The 22,705-nt window shown below is 68.3% G+C and carries 23 protein-coding genes; 12 read left to right on the forward strand and 11 right to left on the reverse strand.

The features are described 5' to 3' along the window. The coding region (locus PSV00_RS08985; protein ID WP_300446260.1) for an outer membrane beta-barrel protein at positions 1–728 on the reverse strand (728 nt) is incomplete at its 3' end. Positions 729–923: 195 nt separating this feature from the next. Here PSV00_RS08985 and PSV00_RS08990 point away from each other — a divergent pair. After that, positions 924–1,832 (forward strand): SDR family NAD(P)-dependent oxidoreductase, encoded by a 909-nt coding sequence (locus PSV00_RS08990; protein ID WP_300446262.1) that lies wholly within the window; start codon positions 924–926, stop codon positions 1,830–1,832. 92 nt (positions 1,833–1,924) lie between these two features. After that, the gene (locus PSV00_RS08995) at positions 1,925–3,127 is read left to right on the forward strand and encodes an acetyl-CoA C-acyltransferase (RefSeq protein WP_300446264.1); all 1,203 of its coding nucleotides are present in this window, start codon (positions 1,925–1,927) and stop codon (positions 3,125–3,127) included. A gap of 12 nt (positions 3,128–3,139) precedes the next feature. Here the strand turns inward: PSV00_RS08995 and PSV00_RS09000 are convergent, their stop codons facing one another. Genes PSV00_RS09000 through otsB form a run of 3 tightly spaced genes read right to left on the reverse strand, consistent with a single transcriptional unit; the run spans position 3,140 to position 7,142 of the window. Beyond that, complete coding sequence (locus PSV00_RS09000; RefSeq protein ID WP_300446266.1) at positions 3,140–4,573, reverse strand: trehalose-6-phosphate synthase; 1,434 nt, start codon at positions 4,571–4,573, stop codon at positions 3,140–3,142. Next, complete coding sequence (locus PSV00_RS09005; RefSeq protein ID WP_300446268.1) at positions 4,570–6,354, reverse strand: glycoside hydrolase family 15 protein; 1,785 nt, start codon at positions 6,352–6,354, stop codon at positions 4,570–4,572. The genes PSV00_RS09000 and PSV00_RS09005 overlap by 4 nt, the downstream gene beginning before the upstream one ends. After that, positions 6,354–7,142 carry a trehalose-phosphatase gene (gene otsB / locus PSV00_RS09010; RefSeq protein WP_300446270.1) on the reverse strand — a complete coding sequence of 263 codons (789 nt, stop codon included), beginning with the start codon at positions 7,140–7,142 and terminating at the stop codon, positions 6,354–6,356. The genes PSV00_RS09005 and otsB overlap by 1 nt, the downstream gene beginning before the upstream one ends. A 129-nt stretch (positions 7,143–7,271) precedes the next feature. On the opposite strand from otsB, the gene PSV00_RS09015 reads away from it, so the two are divergent. The 5 genes from PSV00_RS09015 to PSV00_RS09035 all read left to right on the forward strand — a co-directional run bounded on the left by PSV00_RS09015 (position 7,272) and on the right by PSV00_RS09035 (position 12,683). Beyond that, complete coding sequence (locus PSV00_RS09015) at positions 7,272–8,267, forward strand: KpsF/GutQ family sugar-phosphate isomerase (protein WP_300446272.1); 996 nt, start codon at positions 7,272–7,274, stop codon at positions 8,265–8,267. Positions 8,268–8,299: 32 nt separating this feature from the next. Then, a complete protein-coding gene (locus PSV00_RS09020) occupies positions 8,300–9,598 on the forward strand; it encodes a glycosyltransferase family 1 protein (protein WP_300446274.1) in 1,299 nt (432 codons plus the stop codon). Beyond that, positions 9,595–10,833: a glycosyltransferase family 1 protein gene (locus PSV00_RS09025; RefSeq protein ID WP_300446276.1), complete on the forward strand. Its 1,239-nt coding sequence runs from the start codon at positions 9,595–9,597 to the stop codon at positions 10,831–10,833. Before PSV00_RS09020 ends, PSV00_RS09025 begins: the two co-directional genes overlap by 4 nt. A 64-nt stretch (positions 10,834–10,897) precedes the next feature. Then, positions 10,898–12,046, forward strand: a complete 1,149-nt coding sequence (locus PSV00_RS09030) for a polysaccharide biosynthesis/export family protein (protein WP_300446278.1) — start codon at positions 10,898–10,900, stop codon at positions 12,044–12,046. 1 nt (position 12,047) lies between these two features. Continuing rightward, the gene (locus PSV00_RS09035; protein ID WP_300446280.1) at positions 12,048–12,683 is read left to right on the forward strand and encodes a hypothetical protein; all 636 of its coding nucleotides are present in this window, start codon (positions 12,048–12,050) and stop codon (positions 12,681–12,683) included. Here PSV00_RS09035 and PSV00_RS09040 read toward each other — a convergent pair. Genes PSV00_RS09040 through rpmH form a run of 5 tightly spaced genes read right to left on the reverse strand, consistent with a single transcriptional unit; the run spans position 12,598 to position 16,641 of the window. Further along, positions 12,598–13,596, reverse strand: a complete 999-nt coding sequence (locus tag PSV00_RS09040; RefSeq protein WP_300446282.1) for an LLM class flavin-dependent oxidoreductase — start codon at positions 13,594–13,596, stop codon at positions 12,598–12,600. The genes PSV00_RS09035 and PSV00_RS09040 overlap by 86 nt on opposite strands. A gap of 38 nt (positions 13,597–13,634) precedes the next feature. Beyond that, positions 13,635–14,276 (reverse strand): ribosome biogenesis GTP-binding protein YihA/YsxC, encoded by a 642-nt coding sequence (yihA, locus tag PSV00_RS09045; RefSeq protein ID WP_300446284.1) that lies wholly within the window; start codon positions 14,274–14,276, stop codon positions 13,635–13,637. Further along, positions 14,273–16,063: a membrane protein insertase YidC gene (gene yidC / locus PSV00_RS09050; protein ID WP_300446285.1), complete on the reverse strand. Its 1,791-nt coding sequence runs from the start codon at positions 16,061–16,063 to the stop codon at positions 14,273–14,275. The genes yihA and yidC overlap by 4 nt, the downstream gene beginning before the upstream one ends. Positions 16,064–16,068: 5 nt before the next feature. After that, complete coding sequence (gene rnpA / locus PSV00_RS09055) at positions 16,069–16,470, reverse strand: ribonuclease P protein component (RefSeq protein ID WP_366944646.1); 402 nt, start codon at positions 16,468–16,470, stop codon at positions 16,069–16,071. Positions 16,471–16,506: 36 nt separating this feature from the next. Further along, entirely contained in the window at positions 16,507–16,641 is a 135-nt protein-coding gene (gene rpmH / locus PSV00_RS09060) for a 50S ribosomal protein L34 (RefSeq protein WP_003164000.1), read from the reverse strand. Between the two features lie 126 nt (positions 16,642–16,767). On the opposite strand from rpmH, the gene PSV00_RS09065 reads away from it, so the two are divergent. The 5 genes from PSV00_RS09065 to PSV00_RS09085 all read left to right on the forward strand — a co-directional run bounded on the left by PSV00_RS09065 (position 16,768) and on the right by PSV00_RS09085 (position 21,219). Continuing rightward, positions 16,768–17,514: a TVP38/TMEM64 family protein gene (locus PSV00_RS09065; protein WP_300446287.1), complete on the forward strand. Its 747-nt coding sequence runs from the start codon at positions 16,768–16,770 to the stop codon at positions 17,512–17,514. A gap of 49 nt (positions 17,515–17,563) precedes the next feature. Then, positions 17,564–19,015: a HAMP domain-containing sensor histidine kinase gene (locus PSV00_RS09070; protein ID WP_300446289.1), complete on the forward strand. Its 1,452-nt coding sequence runs from the start codon at positions 17,564–17,566 to the stop codon at positions 19,013–19,015. Between the two features lie 100 nt (positions 19,016–19,115). Next, positions 19,116–19,577 (forward strand): cell wall hydrolase, encoded by a 462-nt coding sequence (locus tag PSV00_RS09075; protein WP_300446291.1) that lies wholly within the window; start codon positions 19,116–19,118, stop codon positions 19,575–19,577. 128 nt (positions 19,578–19,705) lie between these two features. Continuing rightward, entirely contained in the window at positions 19,706–20,467 is a 762-nt protein-coding gene (locus PSV00_RS09080) for a cytochrome b/b6 domain-containing protein (RefSeq protein ID WP_300446293.1), read from the forward strand. Further along, positions 20,464–21,219 carry a molybdopterin-binding protein gene (locus PSV00_RS09085; protein ID WP_300446295.1) on the forward strand — a complete coding sequence of 252 codons (756 nt, stop codon included), beginning with the start codon at positions 20,464–20,466 and terminating at the stop codon, positions 21,217–21,219. Before PSV00_RS09080 ends, PSV00_RS09085 begins: the two co-directional genes overlap by 4 nt. Positions 21,220–21,238: 19 nt before the next feature. On the opposite strand, the gene PSV00_RS09090 is transcribed toward PSV00_RS09085, so the two are convergent. Both PSV00_RS09090 and PSV00_RS09095 read right to left on the reverse strand, forming a co-directional pair. After that, positions 21,239–22,282: a ribonucleotide-diphosphate reductase subunit beta gene (locus PSV00_RS09090; RefSeq protein WP_300446297.1), complete on the reverse strand. Its 1,044-nt coding sequence runs from the start codon at positions 22,280–22,282 to the stop codon at positions 21,239–21,241. Positions 22,283–22,494: 212 nt separating this feature from the next. After that, positions 22,495–22,705 (reverse strand): hypothetical protein (locus PSV00_RS09095; RefSeq protein WP_300446299.1); only part of this gene is annotated, 211 nt, incomplete at its 5' end.

Raw genomic sequence — 22,705 nt, forward strand, 5'->3', positions numbered from 1 at the left:
GGCGGCGGCGGCGGTGCAGCAACGGCACCGAACGCATAACGCAGACCCAGGGTCACCGAGTGATCGGTATAGCGGCCCTTGAACTCACCGGGCGCCCCGATGATGATCGGGTTGGACGTGGTGGTGTCGAACGACATGTTCGAAACCAGGTAGCGATAGGTCAGGTCGAGGTGACCGCGGTCACCAAAGGCCCAGGCCACGCCGGCCAGCGCTTGCGCAGCCAGTTCGGTCGAGGCGTCGTCAGCGGTGATGCCGACGGCGCGGTTCGCCGCGAAGGTACCCGCGAAACGGGTGTCGACGCGATTGACGCCGGCACCCAGACCGATGAACGGACGGAAGCCCGAATCGGCGGAACCGAAGTCAAAGATGGTGTTGACCATCAGGGTGGCGGCTTCGATGTCGCCGTCGGGCGCAAGGCAGGCACCGGCGGCCGGCGTTGCGTTACAGAAGACGCTCGCGCCGGAAGTGGCGTTGGTGACATCGCCCATCTGGCCGGCGCGGTAGCCGCCCTCGAGCTCGACGCGCCAGTTCTGGTCGAACCGGTAGCCCAGGCGGGCAAAGCCGGCCCAGTCGCCGTCGACGTCGAAATCAACATTGTGGTCGGTTTCGACCTCAGCCTTGTGCCAGCCGGCGTCAATCGCGCCATACCAGCCATTGGGTTCGGCAGCAGCAGCACCGGCGGCCAGAAGCCCCGCTACCGCAACACTTGCCAGAAGTTTCAGCTTCATTGTGTCCTCACAAAAATAATTGCCCGAATGCCTACGCATACTATGTGGCGATCCCATCACCGAACGGCATTATACCCTAGCGGTTCCCTATTGCGACCATCAATGTGGCGACTGTGGCGCCATTTCAACACAAATACCGGTTTTCAGGCTAGATACGCCCATTACGAGAGTCGGCAACGGCCGGGAGAAAGACAAATGACAATGGGTTTCGAAGGTCGGGTCGCGATCATAACCGGAGCGGGTGGTGGACTCGGGCGTTCGCACGCCCTCGCCCTGGCGGCCCGCGGGGCCCGGGTCGTCATCAACGACCTCGGCGGGGCACGGGACGGATCGGGCGGATCCAGCAGCGCCGCCGAGGCGGTTGTCGCTGAAATCGTCGCCCTGGGCGGCGAGGCCATGGCCAATGCCGCCTCGGTGACCGACGCCATCGCCGTCCAGGCCATGGTCGAGGCGACGATGGCGCGCTGGGGCCGGATCGACATCCTGGTCAACAACGCCGGAGTCCTGCGCGACAAGACCTTCGCCAAGATGGAGCTGGAGGATTTCCGCTTCGTCGTCGACGTCCACCTGATGGGGGCGGTCAACTGCACCAAGGCGGTCTGGGAGATCATGCGCCAGCAGGGCTATGGCCGCGTCGTCATGACCACGTCATCGTCCGGCCTCTACGGCAATTTCGGCCAGTCCAACTATGGCGCGGCCAAGATGGCCCTCGTCGGGCTGATGCAGACCCTGTCGATCGAAGGGGCCAGGAACGACATTCGCGTCAACTGTCTCGCGCCGACGGCCCACACCCGGATGACCGAGGATCTGGGCGCGAGCCTGCCGCTGGAGCTGCTTGAGCCGGAACGGGTGACCCCCGGCCTGCTGTATCTGGTCAGCGAGGCGGCCCCGAGCCGCTGCATCCTCGCCGCCGGTGCCGGCGGCTTCGAACGCGCCTATGTCACCCTGACCCAGGGTATCTATGCGGCCGGCGACGACGCGGCCGAACAGATCGCCGCACAATTCGAGGCCGTGTCCGACCGGACCGGCGAGATCGTCCCCGACATGGGCGCGGCCCAGGGCATGATCGAACTGACCAAGGCCCAGGCCCACCATACGAAGTGAGCTTGCCTTGACCCCACGGCAGGGGCGTAAGCCGATCCATCAACCCGTGCCGGCCTCCCCCGCCACGGCCACACTCTCAAGGAGCCTTCCCGATGCGTGAAGCTGTCATCGTCTCCACCGCCCGTACCCCGATCGGCCGCGCCTACCGCGGGGCCTTCAACGACACCCAGGCCCAGAGCCTGGGCGGCCATGCGGTCGAACATGCCGTCAAACGCGCCGGGGTCGACCCGGCCGAGATCGAGGACGTCATCATGGGGGCCGCCCTGCAACAGGGCTCGACCGGCACCAATGTGGCGCGCCAGATCGCCCTGCGTGCCGGCCTGCCCGCAACCACGGCGGGCATGACGGTGGACCGTCAGTGCGCCTCCGGCCTGATGGCCATCGCCACCGCCGCCAAACAGGTGATCCACGATGGCCAGATCATCGCCGTCGGCGGCGGGGTCGAGTCGATCTCCCTGGTCCAGAACCAGCATATGAACCTGTACCGCATGCAGGACCCGGCCCTGCTGGCCCTGTCCCCCCATGTCTATATGTCGATGCTGGAGACGGCCGAGGTCGTGTCCGCCCGCTACGGCATCAGCCGCGAGGCCCAGGACGAATATGCCCTGCAGTCGCAGCAGCGCACGGCCGCCGCCCAGGCCGCCGGCTATCTGAACGCCGAGATCGCGCCGATGACCACGACCATGCAGGTCATGGACAAGGCGACCGGCCAGGCCTCGGCGAAGGAAATCACCATCGCCATGGACGAGGGCAACCGGCCCGAAACCACCCTGGAAGGCCTCTCATCACTGAAACCCGTCTTCGGTGGCGGCGAGGAAGTCAAACAGGGTCTCTTCATCACCGCCGGCAATGCCTCGCAACTGTCCGACGGGGCCTCGGCCTCGGTCCTGATGGAGGCGAAGGAGGCCGAGCGTCGGGGCCTGACGCCGCTCGGTGCCTACCGCGGCATGGCCGTGGCCGGCTGCAACCCTGACGAGATGGGCATCGGCCCGGTCTTCGCCGTGCCACGGCTGCTGGAGCGCCACGGCCTGACCGTCGATGACATCGGAATCTGGGAACTGAACGAGGCCTTCGCGACCCAGGTCATCTATTGCCGCGACCGGCTGGGCATTCCCAACGACCGGCTGAACGTGTCGGGCGGGGCCATCTCGATCGGCCACCCCTATGGCATGTCCGGAGCCCGGATGACCGGCCACGTCCTGATCGAGGGCAAGCGGCGCGGCGCGAAATACGGCGTTGTCACCATGTGCATCGGCGGCGGCATGGGGGCCGCTGGCCTGTTCGAGATCTATTAAGACCCGCGCCGTTCAGGCGACAAGCCTGCCGGGACGGGGGCCCTCAGCGGCCCCCGTCCCGTCGGGATCGACGTCGACGTCGCGCAGCGCCTCGACATAGTCATCCCGCCAGATCGACACATCGGTGTCGCGTACCACCTGCATCAGGGCTGACCAGCGCTGCTGGCGTTCCTCCAGCGGCATGGTCAGGGCCCGCTGGATGGCGTCGGACAGTTCCTCGCGGCTGAACGGATTGACGATCAGGGCCTCGGTCATCTGCGCCGCCGCCCCGGCGAAGCGCGACAGGATCAGCACGCCGGGGTCCTCGGGATCCTGGGCGCAGACATATTCCTTGGCCACCAGGTTCATCCCGTCCCGCAGCGGGGTGACCAGGCCGACGCGCGCCGCCCGGTAGATTCCGGCCAGCTGATCCCGGCGGTAGGTGCGGTTCAGATAGCGGATCGGCTGCCAGTCCATCTCGGCATAGGCCCCGTTGATCCGGCCGGCGAGGGAATCGAGCCGGCCGCGCATATCCTGATAGGTGTCCACCTCATCGCGGGAAATCGGCGTCACCTGCAGCAACAGGACCTCGGACCGCATCTCGGGATTGTCCTTGAGGAACTGCTCATAGCCCAGCAGCCGCTGCTCCAGCCCCTTGGAATAGTCGAGACGATCGACCCCGACGATCAGGGACCGGAAGGCGGTCGAGGCCACCAACCGGTCATAGGTCCGCAACCCGAGGGGGGATCGTCCCGCCTGCAGGAAGCCCTCGACATCGATACCGATCGGGAAGACCCCGCCGCGCACCCGGCGACCGAAGGCCGCCACATCCTCATCCCCGACCAGCCGCCCCCCGACCTCGGACACCACATAGTCCCGGAACAGATCCAGCCACTCCCGGGTGTGAAAGCCCAGCAGGTCATAGTCGAACATCGACTCCACCAGCCGGCGGTGATGCGGCAGGGTCACCAGCAGCTGCCGCACCGGCCACGGCGTGTGCAGGAAGAAGCCGATCCGGTTCTTCACCCCCAGCCGGCGCAGGTCCCGGGCCAGGGGGATCAGATGATAGTCATGGACCCAGATGATGTCGTCGGGCTCGATCAGCGGGGCCAGCACCTCGGCGAACCGCCGGTTGACCCGCTCATAGCCCTCGCCATAGCTGCGCTCATAGGCGGTCAGGTCGACCCGGTGATGGAACAGCGGCCACAGCGTCTTGTTGGCATAGCCGTTGTAGTATTCCTCGACATCCTGGGCCTCCAGATCGACAAGCCCGACGGTGACCCCGGCCCGGTCCTCGACCTTCAGCTCGCCGGTGAAGGACTCGACCGTCTCGCCGGACCAGCCGAACCACAGGCCGTGATATTTCCTCAGGGCCGCGGCCAGGGCCATGGCCAGCCCCCCGACCGCCCCCGAGGCCGGATCGCTCGGGGCCGAGACCCGGTTGGAGACGACGATCAACCGGCTCATCGCACGTCCGTCCACGAGCGACTGAGCAGCACCGCGCAATTGATGATGCCGACCAGCGAATAGGTCTGCGGATAGTTGCCCCACAGTTCGTCACTGCCCAGGGCGATATCCTCGGACAGCAGGCCGGCATGGGTGCGCCGGCTCAGCATCTGTTCGAAGATTTCCCGCGCCTCGGCCGTGCGGCCGTTCAGGTGCAGGGCCTCGATGAACCAGAAGGTACAGAAGTTGAACGCCGTCTCGGGTTCGCCGAAATCATCGGGTTCGACGTAGCGGAACAGATAGGGCCCCTTCTTCAGGTCCCGCTCGATGGCGTTGAAGGTCGCCACCTGACGCGGGTCCATCGGGTCGAGGAACCCCAGGTCGACCAGTTGCAGCAGGCTGGCGTCCAGCTCCTTGCCGCCGAAACTCGCGCCGAAACGCCCCTCCTCGGGAATATAGGCCTCGGCCTCGATCCGGGCGCGGATCGTGTCGGCCCGCCCGGCCCAGACCTCGTCCCGGTCCTCCAGCCCCAGGGCGCGCGCCGCCTTGGCCAACCGGTCGCAGGCGGCCCAGCACATCACGGAGGAATAGGTGTGCACCCGGGCGATGGTGCGGAACTCCCACAGGCCTGCATCCGGCTGGTCGTGCAGGGCGAAGGCGCGGTCACCGACTGCCTCCAGGGCGTAAAAGTCGTCGACCGTCCCGGGCCGGACCAGCCGCTGGTCATAGAAGGACTGGACCAGCGGCAGGACGATCTGGCCATAGACGTCGTGCTGCAGGTGTTCGTGGGCCTGGTTGCCGACCCGGACCGGCTTCATGCCGCGATAGCCGGCGACACTGTCGACGATCTGCTCGTCCAGCCCCGCCTCCAGACCGACGCCATAGACCGGCTGGACATGGCCGCCGGCCGAGTTGTCGACCAGGTTGCGCAGGTAGACGAGGTAGTTCTCCAGGATGTCGACCGCCCCCAGCCGGTTCAGGGCCCGCACCGTATAATAGGCGTCGCGGATCCAGCAGTAGCGGTAGTCCCAGTTGCGTCCGCTGCCGGGAAACTCGGGCACCGAGGTCGTCATCGCCGCGACGATGGCCCCCGTCTCCTCATAGGCGCAGAGCTTGAGGGTGATGGCCGAGCGGATCACCGCATCCTGATAATCGAGCGGGATGTACAGGGTGCGGACCCAGTCCTTCCAGTAGGCGACCGTGCGGTCCAGCGTGGCCGCGACCCCGGGCCCGACCTCCTGGTCGTAGCCCTCGTCGGGGCCGAGGAAGAAGGCCAGCGGCGTCTCCAGCCGGAAGGTCCTCTCCTCAAGAATATGCGAGACCGGACAGTCCGTGGTCAGGCGCAGGGTGACGTCGGTGCAGCGGTAGCGGATGTGATTGGAGCCCGAAGTGGCCTCGGCCCGGCGTGCCCCCCACTCCGCCGACGGCCGCAGGCGTACCGTAATGCGCGGCGCGCCCGCGATCGGCCGGATGATCCGCCCGAAGGCCAGCGGCCGATAGGTCCGGTGATGTTTGTGGTGCCGGGGCGCGAAATCGATGATCTCGACGGCCGCCCCGTCGGCCGCCGTCAGAACGGTGCGCAGGACCGGCGTGTTCTTTATATAGGCCTGATCGACCTGTTTCAGCCCGACCAGACACACGTCCCAGAAGCCATGGTCGGGATCGTCCCCGTCCATCAGGGCCGAAAAGACCGGATCGCCGTCCACCCGGGGCGCGCAGGCCCAGACATAGCGCCCCTGTCGGTCAATCAGGGCACTGACCGAACAATTGCCCACGGGGGCCAGGTCAAGCGTCTGCGTCATCAGGGAACCTCGGTCACGGAATCCAGCCAGTCGAGCACGGCCGCCACATCATCCAGGCCGAAACGCGCGGCGGTCGGTCGCGACGGACCGACCAGAACGCCGAACCCGCCGAGGGCGGCGGCGGCCTCGAACCCATGCTCATCGGTCAGGTCATCGCCGACCATGACCGGTACCGCCCCGGCAAAGGGGGGCTCGGCCATGAAGGCGGACAGGGCCGTGCCCTTGTCGGTGCCGGGGGTCTTCAACTCGACCACCAGATTGCCGGACTGGAGCGACAGCCCGGTGTGATCGGCAAGCCGTGCGGCCAGGTCCCGGGCAGCCACGGCCTGATCCTGCGCACCGCGGAAATGCAGGCCGGCGGAGACGATCTTGTCCTCGACGATCACCCCGGGGCGATCCGCGGCAAAGGCCTGGAAGACGCCGACCGCCGTCCGCACCGCCGGAGCGGCCTCATCGACGACGACGGTTCCGTCATCACTGCGCCGTTCCAGACCGTGAACCCCGGAGGCCGATCGCAGGGCGGCCTCGCTGATCCGGTCGATCTCGGCCAGGGTCCGACCGCTGATGATGGCGATCCGCCCGTCGAGTCGGTCTAGCAGGGCCCGGAGTACCGCCGTGCGACGCGGATCCGGCACGACCGCCTCGGGGGTCGGTGCCAGCGGGGCGAGGACCCCGTCGAGGTCGAGGAAAAGAGCCGGACGGCGCAGGCATGACGGTGGCGTCGGCAGGGCCTGCGCCAGCGTGGATCGGTCAGGCGGCGATACCGCCTGCGGGTCATGTCCGGACATCCCCATAGGCCGAGGGTAACGCCGCAACCGGCGAAAGGTTGAGGCTTTTGTGAAATTCCGGGCGGCCCGGCGCGGGCTGTCTGGCCGCCCGGCATTGTGAAAGGGGGCCGGATGCGGCAATTCCCGGCCATGACTGTCGCCATCACGCCCTCCTCCCCGGCCGCCGCCGCCGCCATGCTGACCCGCGCCCGCGAGGTCATCCGGCTGAATATCGCGGCGCTGGAGGCCCTCGACGGGGCTATCGACGACAGCCTGGGCCGCGCCTGTGACATCATTCTGGGCCGGCCCGGCTATCTGGTCGTCACCGGCATGGGCAAGTCCGGCCACATCGGCGGCAAGATCGCCGCCACCCTGGCCTCGACCGGCACCAATGCCTTCTTCGTGCATCCCGCCGAGATGAGCCATGGTGACCTGGGCATGCTGCGCAAGGACACTACCCTGCTGGCCATCTCCAACTCGGGCGAGAGCCGCGAACTGCGCGATCCGCTGATCTTCTGCCAGCGCGAGGGCATTCCGGTGATCGGCATGACCCAGAGGCCGGCCAGTTTCCTCGCGCGCAATTCGGCCGTCTGCCTGACCATGCCCCAGGTGGCCGAGGCCTGCCCCAACAACCTGGCCCCGACGACCTCGACCCTGATGACCCTGGCCCTGGGCGACGCCCTGGCCATGGTGCTGATGGACCGGCGCGGCTTCAGTGCCGAGGCTTTCGGCCTGCATCACCCCGGCGGCAAGCTGGGCATGAGCCTGCAGAGCGTACGGGACTGGATGGGCGACCGTCCCGCCGCCCCGGCGACGGTGGCGCTGGACGCCCCCTTCAGCGAGGTGGTCTCGGCCATTACCGAGGGGCGCAAGGGTGCCGTCGCGGTGATCGACGCCGACGGGACCCTGGCCGGAATCGTCACCGACGGTGACGTGCGCCGCGCCTTCACCCGGGACATCGCCCGCCTGGTAGCCGCCGACATCATGAGCGCCAATCCCAAGGTGGTCGGCTCCGGCGCGCGGATGAGCGACGTGATCGACCTGATGGCCCAGAACAAGATCTCCAACCTGTTCGTGACCGAGGACAACCGGCCCATCGCCATCGTCCACATCGCTGAACTCATGCAGGCCGGCTACGTCTCCTGAGGGGACACGGCCTGCAACGGAAACCCTGACTCATGCCCACGGTCTGTATCGACGGTTACAACATCGCCCTGAGCAAGGGGTCCGGCATCGCCACCTACGGACGCAATCTGCTGTCAAACCTGAACGCGATCGGCATGCGGACCCAGGTTCTCTACGGCCCCCACGCCAACCTCAGCAAACGCCCGATCCTGAACCAGATCGCCCTGACCGACGCCTATACCCCGCAGGGCAATCGCCTGCGGCAGACGCTGGAAAGCGCGACGGCCCGGTTCGGCCAAACCGCCCGGGCCGTGCCCCTGACGGATGATGTCATCTGGCCGGCCCGTGGTGGCGGACGCCCCGCCGCCGAGGCCTGCTGGAGCGCGCCCCGGCTGTTCAACACGGCCAACCGGGCCTTCAAGGAGCACCAGACCTTTACCCCGGTCACCTTCGCCGATCACGCCGAAGTCCCCCGGCCCGACGTGGCGCACTGGACCACGGTCCTGCCGGTGCACGCGCGTGGCGCGGCCAATGTCTACACCATCCACGACATGATCCCGCTGCGGCTGCCGCACACCACCCTCGACAACAAGCGCCAGTTCCTCGCGACCTGCCGCGGCATCGCCCGCCGGGCCGACCATATCGCCGTGGTCTCCGACGCCACCCGTCGCGATGTGATCCAGCTGCTGGGCGTGGCCGAGGACCGGGTCACCACCACCTGGCAGTCCGTCTCGATTCCGGCCCGTCTGCGCGCGGCCACGGACGCCACTGTGGCTACCGAGCTGGAGGGCGTCTTCAAACTGGGCTGGAAGGGCTATTTTCTCTATTTCGGGGCCGTTGAGCCCAAGAAGAACCTGGCCCGGATCGTCGAGGCCTATCTCGCCTCCGGCTCCGATCTGCCACTGGTGGTCGTCGGCGGGCGAGCCTGGCTGGATGAGGACGAAACCGCCCTGATGCACCAGGTGCTGAAGCGGAAGGCCGGGCGCAAGCGGATCCGGCTGTATGAATTCCTGCCCTTCTCGATGCTGGTCAGCCTGATCCGCGGGGCCCGGGCGACGGTCTTCCCGTCCCTCTACGAGGGGTTCGGCCTCCCGGTGCTGGAGTCGATGCTGCTGGGCACGCCGGTGATTACCTCGACGGCCGCCTCCCTGCCCGAGGTCGCCGGCGACGCCGCCATCATGGTCGACCCCTATGACGTGGCCGCCCTGACCCGGGAGATCCGCCGCCTCGGCTCGGACGACGACCTCGCCGCCGACCTGTCGCGCCGGGGACCGGCCCAGGCGGCGAAATTCAGCCCGGAAATCTGCCAGGCCCGGCTGGTCGACCTGTACGGCCGGCTCGGGGTGCGATGAAACCCGTCATCCTGTTCGACGCCGGGCGTCTGCTGGACCGGACCACGCGCGAGGCCCCGACCGGGGTGGACCGCGTCTGTCTGGCCTATGCGGAATGGCTGGCTGGCCGACGGGACATCCGGGTGGTGCCGGTCGCGACCGTGCGCAATCGCTTGCGGGCGGTCGAGACGGCGCGCTACCGGCGGGATATCCGTGCCCTGCGCAGCCGCTGGTCCGGCGAAGGGGCCGAGACGCCGGCCGAACAGGCCCTGGTGCGGGCCCTGACGCTCGGCACCGGCGACCAGTCGATCCTCGACGCCGAACCGGCCCCCCCCGCCCTGTCACTGCGCCGCGTGCGGGCCGTCGGCCAGGCCCTGACCTCACGGCCCCTGCCCGAGACCCGGCCGGGGACGGCCTATGTCAGCGTCGGCCACACCGCCCTCAACACCCCGACGATCCTGGCTGACCTGGCCCGTCGGGGGGTGTCCTCGACGATCATGATTCACGACCTGATCCCGATCACCCATCCGGAATTCTGCCGCCCCGGCGACCAGGCCCGTCATCACCGCCGGGTCTGCAGCGCCCTGCGCCATGCCGGACGGATCATCGTCAACTCCAACTATACCGCCGACCAGTTGCTGACCTTCGCCGCGGCCGAGGCCCTGCCGCCTCCACCGGTCAGGGCCATCCCCCTGGGTCTGGAGCCCGTGTTCCTGACCCGCGGGACCACCCCGTCCGCCCGCCCCTATTTCGTCCATGTCGGCACGATCGAGGCGCGCAAGAACCTGGCCCTGCTGCTGACCCTGTGGCGCCGCCTGCAGGAGCGGATGGGGGCGGCCACGCCCGGCCTGGTCCTGATCGGTCGCTATGGCTGGGAGAACGAGGCCGTGCTGGACCATCTGCAGCGCTCGCCCAACCTCCAGGGTCTGGTGCACCAGTCGGCGGGCCTGTCCGACGCCTCCCTCGCCCGGCTGATGCGCGGGGCGCGGGCCGTGGTCGCCCCCTCATCCATCGAGGGGTTCGACCTGCCCGCGGTCGAGGCCATGGCCATGGGCGTGCCGCTGATCGCCTCGGATATTCCGGTCCATCGCGAACTGGTCTCCGGAGCCCGGCTGATCGACCCGCTGGACGGACTCGGCTGGCTGTCGGCCCTGCAGGCGGCGGCCGAAACCCCGCCGGTGGCCCCGGCCTATGATCCCCCGACCTGGGCGGCCCATTTCACCCAGGTCGCTGCTTTCATCGGCCTGGCCGCCTGAGCGGACTGGCTCCCCGCCGGAAACCCCGGTAATCAGAAGCGGACCGCCGCGGTCCCGAGGCCCCATGACGCGATCCCTGTTCACGCTGCTGATCCTTGTCGCCCTGGCGGGTTGTTCCACCCTGCCCGCGGATGGCCCGGCGACGCGCGCCGTCAATGCCGGCTCGAGTGCCGGTCCGGTCGCCGGCAACTATGCCGTGGTCGACCTCGACTATCCGACCGTCGAACGGATCAAGGCCGCCACACCCGCCCGCGACGGCTCCCTGGCCGCCGCCGACGGCACGGCCCCCTCCGATGTCATCGCGGTCGGCGACACCCTGTCGATTGCCGTGTTCGAGCCGGGCGGAGCCCTGTTCGGTGGACGTTCGGCCTCCGGCGCGGCCGCCTCGGGCGGCACGAGCCTGCCCCCGGTGGTCGTCGACCGCAACGGGGCCGCCAGCGTCCCCTTCGCCGGCCCCGTTGCCGTGGCCGGACTGACCGGCCCCCAGGCCGCCGAGGCCGTGCGCCGAGCCCTGATCGGCAAGGTCGGTGCCCCCCAGGTCGTCGTCTCCATCGCCGCCAGCCCGTCCAATGCCGTCACCGTCCTCGGCGAGGCCCGCAACCCGGGCCGCGCCCCCCTGTCCATCGGGGCCGACCGGATTCTCGACGTGATCGCCGCCGCCGGCGGCACCGCCCGCCCGGTCGAGGACATCGAGGTCGCCGTCCAGCGCGACGGCATGACCTTCACCGCCCCCCTGTCCATCGTGACCTCGACCTTTGGCGAGAACATCCGGCTGGTCCGCGGCGACCAGGTCAATCTGCGCTTCCAGCCGCGCCGCTATTCCACCTTCGGGGCCCTGGGGACCGTCAGCCAGATCGACATCGGGGCCGGTCCCCTGACCCTGGGCGCGGCGCTCAGCCGGGCCGGAGGGCTGGACACCAACACCGCCAACGCCCGCTCGGTCCTGGTCTTCCGTTTCGAACAGCCGCCGGTGGCCGCTGCCCTCGGCCTGACCCAGCCGGCGACCGTGCGGGGCGTGCCCGTGGTCTACCGTCTGGACCTGTCCGATCCGGCGGGGGTCTTCACCGCCGGGAATTTCCCCATCCAGCCTGACGACGTCCTGTATGTGCCGCGTTCGGGCGCTGCCGAGGCGCGGAAATTCTTCGACTTCATCCAGAGCATCACCCGCGTCATCTATGACGTCTCCGTCACCAGCGCCCTGTCGGTGAACTGAGATGCTCCAGCCCCTGCAGACCCGTCTGCGCGGCCTCTGGACCCGGATCAGGCGCGCCGGCTGGCGCGGATTGATGAGCGCCACGGAAGCCGTCGCCGACGCCGGTCAAGGCGAAGACGAGGCTGATGACCGACCCCGGCGACCACAGCGGCCGCCGATCGACCCACGGCTGGACGAGCGTCTGGCCGGGATCGAACTGGCCGCCCTCGCCCTGTATCGTCGGCACGGGCTTCCGGTCCAGGCGGGCGACTACCGGCGCGGGCCACGCGGGCGGCGCTGGACCTTCATCGGTGACGCCCTGACTCCCGAGGAACGCTGGGCGGCCATCGTCGAACGCCCGCCAGAAAAGGGCTGGCGACACGCCCGGCTGGAGGACATCGGCGGCTATGAGACCGCGCCGGTCCTGGTCGAGGCCTCGCGGCTGCTGGTCCGGTGCCGCTATCTGCGGGGGCGGCTGTATGGCCTGTTGCCGGGCGATCCGGCCCAGGACCTGCTGGCCGCGATCGATCTCGGCGCGGCCTGGAAGACCGCCATCCCCGACCCGGCCCCCGTCAAGCCGAAGCGGGCAGCCCCCAGGCCTCGGCCAGCAAGGCCAGCGACCGCCGCCGCGCGTCGTGGTCCCAGATCTGACTCGTAACCATCAGTTCGTCCGCGCCCGTCCGCGCGACGAATGCCTCGATCCGCGCCCGGACCGTCGCCGGTGATCCCACCGCCGAACAGGCCAGGGCCTGGTCGATCATCGCCCGCTCCGGGCCGGACAGGGCCTCGCCATAGCCCGCGACCGGCGGCGGCAGCTTGCCGGGCCGGCCGCTGCGCAGATTGACGAAGGCCTGCTGCAGCGAGGTAAACAGATGCGTCGCCCCGGCGTCGGTGTCGGCGGCAAACACATTGTAGCCCAGCATCACATAGGGCGCGGCCAGCCGCTCGGACGGCCGGAACCCGTCGCGATAGACCTCGATGGCGCGCATCATCTCGCCCGGGGCGAAATGGCTGGCGAAGGCGTAGGGCAGGCCCAGATGCGCGGCCAGCTGCGCCCCGTAGGTCGAGGACCCCAGGATCCAGATCGGCACGTCCTGCCCCTCGCCCGGATTGGCGATGATCCGCTGACCCGGCTCGGCCGGGGCGAACCAGTGCATCAGCTCCATCACATCCTGCGGAAAGGCGTCGACGTCTCCGGACAGCGTCCGGCGCAGGGCCTGGGCCGTGGCCTGGTCGGACCCGGGGGCCCGCCCCAGCCCCAGATCGATCCGGCCGGGGTGCAGGGCCGCCAGGGTGCCAAACTGTTCGGCGACGACCAAAGGCGCGTGGTTGGGCAGCATGATGCCGCCGGCACCGACCCGAATGGTGCGGGTCGCCGCGGCCACCGCCCCGATCAGGACAGCGGTCGCGGCGCTGGCGATGCCGGGCATGTTGTGGTGTTCGGCCAGCCAGTAGCGGCGATAGCCCAGCGTCTCGGCATGACGGGCCAGATCAACCGTATTGGCCAGGGCCCGGGAGACGTCGGCCCCCTGGGGCACCGGGGCGAGATCGAGAATTGAGAGGGGGATCATACCGCCCATATGGGCGGCCCCACCGCCCGCACCAATGGTCAGGGGGCGATGCCGGTCGTGCGCATGATCTCGGCGCGCAGCTCGGCCATGCCGTCACCCTTTTCCGCCGAGGTGATGATGACCGCGGGGAAGGCCGCGGGGCGTTTGGAGATGGCCTTCAGCGTCGCCGCCTGCACGACCTCGGCCTCGCCCTTCTTCAGCTTGTCGGCCTTGGTCAGGATGATCTGGTAGCTGACCGCCGCCAGGTCGAGGGCCTCCAGCGCCTCGTCATCCACCTTCTTCAGCCCGTGACGGCTGTCGATCAGCAGATAGACCCGCTTCAGGGTCACGCGGCCACGCAGATAGTCGCGGCCCAGGTCCTGGAATTTCCGCACCGTCGTCTTCGAGGCCTTGGCCCAGCCGTAGCCGGGCAGGTCGACCAGTCGGGTCTTGCCGTCGAGGTCGAAGAAATTGACCTCGCGCGTCCGCCCCGGTTCGTTCGAGGCGCGGGCCAGTTTGTGCATCCCGACCAGACCGTTGATCAGGCTGGACTTGCCCACGTTGGACCGCCCGGCGAAGGCGACCTCGGGCAGGTCCGGCTCGGGCAGCTGCTCGATCTTGGCCGCCCCCATCACGAAGGTCGCGGGACGCGCGAACAGGACCCGCGCGTCCTCCAGCTCCTCGGGGGTGAAGTCGGTCACGCCGTCTTCTTGAAGCGGGCGATGAAGGTATCGATCGGATTCTCGGCCTTGAAGCGGTTCATGATGAACCACTGCTGGATGATCGAGAGGATGTTGTTCCAGGCCCAGTAGACCAGCAGGCCGGCCGGGAAGGTGGCCATGATGAAGGTGAACACCAGCGGCATGAAGGCGAAGATCTTGCGCTGGACCGGATCGGGGGCCGGCGGGTTCATCGCCATCTGCAGCCACATGGTCAGGCCGTAGAAGATCGGCAGGATGCCGAGGGCGAAATTGGTACCCAGGATGGTGCCGATCAGCGGCAGGGACGTCGGATCCCACGGGATCAGGCCGTACAGGGTCCACAGGGTCGAGGGATCCGGTGCCGACAGGTCGCGCAGCCAGCCGAAGAAGGGCGCGTGCCGCATCTCGATGGTGACGAACAGCACCTTGTACAGGGCATAGAAGACCGGGATCTGGACCAGGATGGGCAGGCAGCCCGCCAGCGGATTGATCTTCTCACGCTGGTAGAGGGCCATCGTCTCCTGCTGCTGTTTGGTGGGGTCGTCAGGATGCTTCTTCTTGATCTCCTCCATCAGCGGCTGGAGTTTGCGCATCTTGGACAGGCTCTCGTAGGACTTGTTGGCCAACGGGAACATGATCAGTTTGACGACGAAGGTCAGGGCCAGGATGGCGAGGCCGAAATTGCCCAGCACGCCGAAGAAGAACTCCACGACCCAGAAGATCGGCCGGGTCAGGAACCAGAACATGCCCCAGTCGATCGCATAGGTGAAACGCGGCAGGTTCAGCTCGTCCTGATAGCCCTTCAGGATCTCGTTGCGCTTGACCCCGGCGAACAGCTTCTGGGTCTCGACGATCTGGCGACCGGGCGCGATCGTTCGCGCCGCGCCCATCATATTGACCTCGTGGATGTCGGCCCCGCCCCCGTCGCGCACGCGGAACTCGGCCTCGATCTTCTCCGACTGGTCGGGGATCATCGCCGCCAGCCAGTATTTGTCGGTGATGCCCAGCCAGCCGCCGGTCGAGCTGTACTGGACCCGTTCCTTCTTGGCCCAGTCCTTGTATTTCAGCTGCTGGGTCGCGAATTTGCCGGTCTCGCCGAAGGTACCGATGGCCCCCTCATGCAGGATGGCCTGACGCCCGACATGGTCCGGCACGCCCTGGCGCTCGACCCGGCCGAACGGGGCGATGGTGATGGCCTGGGTGCTGAAATTGGCGACGGTGTCGGTGACGGTGAACAGATATTGCGGATCGATGGCGATCACGCGGGTGAAGCGCAGGCCCTGGCCGTTGTCCCAGGTCAGGGTGACCGGGGTGGTCGGCGTCAGCACCGAACCGGCCGTCAGCCGCCACGGGGTGCGCGGGCCGGGCACCCCGCCGGGGACATTGGGACCATTCCAGGCGAACAGGGCCGAATAGCTGTGCTCCATCCCCTGCGGGCGGAACAGTTCGACCGGCGGCGAGTCGGCGGCCAGCGTCTCCTTGTAGTCGGTCAGGAACAGGTCATCGATCCGCCCGCCCTCGAGCGACAGCGAGCCCTTCAGGGTCGGCGTCTGGATCGGCACCCGCGCCCCGGCCCCGAGGGCCGCGCTGCGGTCGGTCACAAATGTCGCCGTGGTCGGGCTGGCGACCGTGGCCACCCCGTCGACCGTCTGTTCGGTGGTCGCCAGCTGCTGGGCCGCCTGACGGCGCTCCGCCTGCGGCTTCATCACGAATTCACTGTAGCCGAGCAGGAAGATCATCGCGATCACGACGAAGATGATCGTGTTCCTGCTGTTATCATTCTGCATGGAGTTCAGCGGTCCTGGCCGGAAGGGTCGCGGGCGGGTGGTGTGGCGCCTGGCACCGGCCGCGGGGTCGCGAGCCTTGTAAGCGCCGATTTCACATCGTCAAGCAAACGGTCCCAAGAACGGCCTGCCGTGCCCATGCGGGCGATGAAGACATAGTCGCTTCCGGGCCGTCCGATAAGGGGAACCAGGGCCCGTGCGGCTTCACGCAGACGGCGTTTGGCGCGGTTGCGCACGACGGCACCGCCGACCTTGCGGGTCGCGGTAAAGCCGACGCGCACCACGGCCGCGCCGTCCTGTCGGTCAAGTCGCTGGATAACCACCGCGCCACGGGCTTCCGAAACGCCTCTCGCGGCCGCCAGAAACTGGGGCCGCGAGGTCAGGCGTTCGATCTTCAGATCATCTGTCATGCGTCCACCCGGACGCGAGGCACAAGGCCCGACGACTTAGGCCGTCAGGCGCTTGCGGCCCTTGGCGCGACGCCGCGCAACAATCTTCTGTCCGTTCTTGGTGGCCATCCGCGAACGGAAGCCGTGTCGGCGCTTGCGCACGAGTCGCGACGGCTGATAGGTCCGCTTCACGGTCGGCTCCGGGGTCTAAAGGTTTGCACGGCTGACGAAAAGGAACGTCACCGCAGGAGGGCGGGCGTATAAGGCGCATGTCGGTGGGTGTCAACGCAGACCCGTCGCAGGAAGGCATTCTGAAGCATGGCGAAACGATCAGCGAAAGAGTGGGCGATCCGTCTGCTGCCGTTGCTGGCCATCGCCGGCCTGGCGATCGCCTTCTTCAGCCTCGGCTGGAACCGCTATCTGTCGATGGAGATGATCCGCGAACACGGCCTGGGGCTGCAGGCCTATGCCCGGGCCCATTTCTGGATCGCCCTCGTCGTCTTCATCGCCGTCTATGCGGCGGCAACGGCCTCGACCATCCCCGGACCGGTCTTCCTGACCCTGCTGGGGGGCATGATGTTCGGCCCCTGGGCCGGGGCCCTGGCCCAGGCCACGGGGGCGACGATCGGCTCGGTGATCATCTATCTGGTCTATCGCACCGCGATCGGCACCTGGCTGCGCGAGAAGTTCGCGGCCGACGCCGGCTTCATGGACCGGCTCGCCCGGGGCGTCGACCGCAATGCCTTCGTCACCCTGTTCACCCTGCGGGTCATTCCCAGCGTGCCCTTCGTCCTGATCAATGCCACCGCCGGCATGATCGCGGCACCGCTGCGGCCCTATATCCTCGCCACCTTCGTCGGCCTGCTGCCCTCGACCTTCATCTACACCTGGATCGGCTCGGGCCTGGGCAAAATGATCCGCAGCGGCGAACACGTCGACCTGGCCCTGCTGGTCTCGCGTTTCTTCTGGCCACTGATGGGGGTGGTCTTCCTGTCGCTGCTGCTGCCGCTGGGACTCAAGCTGGGCCAGACCTGGCGGGCCCGTCGCCGGGCCGCCGCGGCATGAGTCCGCAACGGCCGGTCGGACAGGACCAACGATCTGCTATAGGGCGGGCATGAGCGCCCCGCCGTCCCTGTCCGTCGCCGCGAGACCGCCCGCCCCCTGGCGGACGCGGCTGCGCGAGCGCCTGCACATCCCCGCCCCCGACGGCCTGTCCTGGCGGCTGCTGCTGCTGACCGTCGGCTTCACCTTCGCGGTCGAGGCCCTGATCATCGCCCCCAGCGCCGCCTCCTTCCACGAGCGCTGGCTGCTGGATCGACTGCAGTCGGCGGAACTGGCCTCGGTCGGGGTCGAGGCCCTGCCCTATTCAGCCGTCGAGGACGCCACCGCCGAACAGCTGCTGACCATCGGCGGGGTCCAGGCCGTTGTGGTCGGCGACCAGGGCGTGCGCCGCCTGCTGCTGCAGGCCCCCAACCTGCCCCGCACACCCGATGTCATCGACCTGAGACAGCGCAACGTCGGGGCCCGGCTGCTCGACCCGTGGCGCACCCTGTTCGGCCACCCCGACCGGTCGATCCGCGTCCAGGCCCGCCCGCGCTATCGCTCCGGCGACTTTATCGAGGTCCTGGCTCCGGCCCAGCCGCTGAAGCTGGAGCTGCGGGCCTTCCTGCTCAACAGCCTGCTGGTCTCCCTGCTGATCTCGGCGGTGGCCGGCGGACTGCTGTATGCGGCCCTGGCCTTCCTGGTCCTGCAGCCACTGCGCCGCGTGACCCGGTCGATCGAGCATTTCGCCACCAACCCCGAGACCGAGGGCGAACCGCCCAGCACCCGCCACGACGAGATCGGCCGGGTCGAGCGCGAACTGGCGCGGATGCAGGAGGAGGTGCGGCTGTCGCTACGGTCCCGTGCCCGGCTGGTTGCCCTGGGTCAGGCCGTGGCCAAGATCAATCACGACCTGCGCAACATGCTGACCTCGGCCCAGATCGCCTCCGAACGCCTGGCCGCCTCGCCCGACCCGCAGGTGGCCCGGGTCCTGCCGCGCCTCGAGCGGGCGCTCGGACGGGCCGCGGCCCTGTCGCGCAATGTTCTGGAATACGGCCGCAGCGAGGAGCCCACACCCCACCGGACCCCGATCGCCCTGGCCGCCGCGGTCAAGGCCGCCGCCGAGGACGCGGGCCTCGAGGCCGACGGCGTGCGGCTGGTCCGGGCGATCCCGGCCCGCTTCAGCGTCAATGCCGATGGCGACCAGTTGCATCGCATCCTCGTCAACCTGCTGCGCAACGCCCGCCAGGCGATCGAGGCCTCCGGTCGCCGCAAGGGCGTGATCCGGGTGTCGGCGGCCGATGACGGTGAGTCCTGTGTCGTGCGCGTCAGTGATGATGGTCCCGGAATCAACGCGCGGATGGCGGGCCGGCTGTTCGAGCCCTTCGTCAGCGGCGGCGGCTCGGACGGCACGGGGCTGGGTCTGACCATTTCCCGCGAACTGGCCGCCAACCACGGCGGCGACCTGCGCCTGGTCGATACCGGCTCCGGCGGCACGACCTTCGAACTGCAGTTGCCGGACTGACGGTGCCAAACGTCCGGTCAGGCGTTGTCTTGCTGACCCGCCGTGAAACGGCCCCGCTTGCCGGTGAAGATGCGCCGGACCCGTCGAGGAGAATTGACCCATGACCCATCCGGCCCTGCGAACCGTCGCCGCCCTGACCACCGGACTGATCCTGATGGCCGGGACCGCCCCGGCCCTGGCCCAGACCGTGCCGCCGCCGGAGTCGACCGCCCAGGCCGCCGCCCTGCAGGCCCGCGGCGAAACCTACCACCGCGCGCCCGACACCGCCCAGAACCCGGACGAGCTGGCCGCCACGGCCAAGCTGAACGCGATGATCGCCGCCCATAACGAGGCTGCCGCCCGGCAGGAGGCCGAGGCCGAGGCCGCCTTCGACGAGGCCTCGGCCCGCTATCGCGCCGAGGCCGCCGCCGCCGCCACCCTGCAGGCCAATTACGAGGCGGATCTACGAACCGCCGCCGCGGCCCGGGCTGAATATGACCAGGCCCGCGCCACCTGGGAGGCGCTGATCCGGGCCTGCGAGGCCAGCGGCCGACGTGACTGCCGCGCCAACGCCCCCGACTGATCCCGACTGATCCCGACCCAGGCTCAATCCCGGCTTGCGCCCGCGACTCCCTCATGGGAGCGTGATTGCGGTAACAGGGATTTCACCATGGTCGACCCTTCGATCGGCAACGCTCCGGCGACAGGCGCGTGAGCGTCGCGCGGCCCGATCGGCTCCGGCCCGGCGGGCGGGTCGCCGTCTGGCGTCATCCGCTCTGGGTGCGCGTCACCCACTGGCTGAATGTCGTCGCCGTCGTGGTGCTGATCATGAGCGGGCTGAACATCCTCGCCGCCCACCCGCATCTGTACTGGGGCCTGCGCTCGACCTTCGCCGATCCCTGGCTCAGCACGCCGACGGTCCCGAACTGGCTGCTGATCCCGCAGGGCCGCAACCTGGCCGAGGCGCGGCACTGGCATTTCCTGTTCGCCTGGGTCTTCGTGCTGAACGGCCTGGCCTATCTGGCCTGGGGCCTGGGCAGCGGCCGGTTCCGGCGGCAACTCTGGCCGACCCGCACCGATCTGGGCGGCCTCTGGGCCTCGGTCAGGGAACATGCCCGCTTCCACTTCCCCAAGGACGAGGAAGCCCGCACCTATAATGTCATCCAGAAGCTGACCTATCTGGCCATGGTTCTGATCATCCTGCCGATGATGCTGGTCACCGGCCTGTCGATGTCACCGGGGTTCAATGCCATCGGCGGCGTCCTGCTGGACGTCATGGGCGGGCGGCAGTCGGCCCGGACCCTGCATTTCCTCTCGGCCGGCCTGATCGTCGGCTTCATCGTCATCCATGTCGGCCTGGTGATCTGGACCGGCCTGGTCAACAATATGCGGGCCATGATCACCGGCTGGTTCGTGCTGGAACCGACCGCGGCTGAGACCCCGCCGACCGACCCGGATGGAGACGCCTCATGAACCGCCGCCACTGGCTTCTGGGGCTGCTGGCCACCGCCGCCGCGGGTCTGACGGCCTGCGGCGAGGCCGGGGCCCGGCTCAGCGCCCAGGCCGGCCGGATGGCCGAGGGTCTGACGCGACGGGCCCAGCGGCTGCTGATCCCCGCCAATGCCCTGGCACCGACCTATGACCGGTCCGAGATCTCGCCCGACTTCCGGCCCAACGGCTCGACTGATCCGGCTGCCGCCGACTATGTGGCCCTGCGTGACGGCGGGTTCGCCGCCTACCGGCTGGAGATTGACGGTCTGGTCGAACGGCCCCTCGGCCTGTCCCTGGTGGAGCTGCGGTCGCGTCCGGCGCAGACCCAGATCACCAAACACGACTGCGTCGAGGGCTGGACCTCGATCGCCGAATGGACCGGCGTCCGGCTCGAGACCCTGCTCGACGAGGCCGGGCTCAAGCCCGAGGCTCGCTACATCGTCTTCCATTGCTTCGACGCCCTGGACCAGACCGAGGGCGGCGACCGTTATTATGAGTCAATCGACCTGATCGACGCCCGACACCCCCAGACCCTGCTGGCCTGGGCGATGAACGGCCAGCCCCTGCCCGTCCCGCACGGCGCACCGCTGCGGCTGCGGGTCGAGCGCCAGCTCGGCTATAAACACGCCAAATACATCAGGCGGATCGAGGCCGTTGCCAGCCTCGACGGCATCGCCGGCGGCAAGGGCGGCTACTGGGAAGACCGCGGTTACGAGTGGTTCGCGGCGATCTGACCGACCGCCGCCCGAGACCCTATTCCCCGGCCGGAACCGTGCGCCGCTGCATCATCGCGTCGAAACTGCCCCAGACGCCGTCGGCCCCGTGCCAGGCCCCGGTCGTCGCGGCCTTGGAATATTCGGTGGCGCGGGCCTCGAAGAAATTGGCGTGTTCGACGCCGCTCAGCAGCGACTGCAGCCACGGCAGCGGGTTTTCCTTCACCCCATAGACCTCGGGCAGGTGCAGCTGGCGCAGGCGCCAGTCGGCGATGAAGCGGATATATTGTTTGATGTCCTCGGGGGTCATGCCCTGGACCTCGCCGGCCTCGAAGGCCAGGTCGATGAATTTGTCCTCCAGCTTCACCACCGTCTCGCAGCAGCCGACGATGTCGTCGGCCACGGCCTTGGTCACGGCCCCCGTCTCCTTGTTGAAGGCGTGGTACAGTTTGATGATGCCGTCGCAATGCAGGCTCTCGTCCCGGACGCTCCACGACACGATCTGGCCCATGCCCTTCATCTTGTTCTGGCGCGGGAAATTCATCAGCATCGCGAACGAGGCGAACAGCTGCAGTCCTTCGGTGAAGCCGCCGAACATGGCCAGGGTGCGGGCGATATCGGCCTCGGTCTCGACGCCGAACTCCTGCATGAAGTCATGCTTGTCGCGCATGGCCTCATATTCCATGAAGGCCCCGAATTCGCTCTCGGGCATGCCGATGGTTTCGAGCAGCAGGGCATAGGCCGCGATATGGATGGTCTCCATATTGGCGAAGGCCGACAGCATCATCTTCACCTCGGTGGGTTTGAAGACGCGGCCGTATTTTTCCATGTAGTTGTCGGCGACCTCGATGTCCGCCTGGGTGAAGAAGCGGAAGATCTGCGTCAGCAGATTGCGCTCCTTGTCGTTCAGATTGGCCGCCCAGTCCTTGCAGTCCTCGCCCAGCGGCACCTCTTCCGGCATCCAGTGGACCTGCTGCTGCTTCTTCCACATGTCGAAGGCCCACGGATAGCGGAACGGCTTGTAGGCGGCCGAGGAGGTCAGCAGACCGGGCGTGGTGGGCTTGATGATGGCGTGGGCGTTCATCGGTAAAGGCTCTGACAGGGAATCCGAAATCGATCCCTAGCATGCGGGCGCACGGCGGCGGTGCCAAGGCCAAATGCGGCTATGTTGCGATCACTTTTTGCATGACCGCTAGATATGGTAGGCAAATGCGAGACTTCGGGGGATAAGCCCGGGACGAAACCGGCGCGCGGAGCGCGATCTGTTCAGGCAGGACAAGCACCCCATAGCTGTCGTCATCCTCCGGCAAGCCGCGCCTGCGCGGCGCAGACCGGGGGACCCAGCGGCGCGCGGAGCGCGATCTGTTCAGGCACGGTCGGTGCGGTGCTTTTCGCCTTCGCTTCGCTGCGGCGCCGCTGGGTCCCCCGGTCTCGCACCCGCTGACGCGGGCGCTCGCCGAAGGATGACGACGGCGGGGAATGCGAGGTGTTCGCCAACAATCCCCCT

Origin of the sequence: Brevundimonas sp. (assembly GCF_029945885.1) — a bacterium.
GTDB lineage: Bacteria > Pseudomonadota > Alphaproteobacteria > Caulobacterales > Caulobacteraceae > Brevundimonas.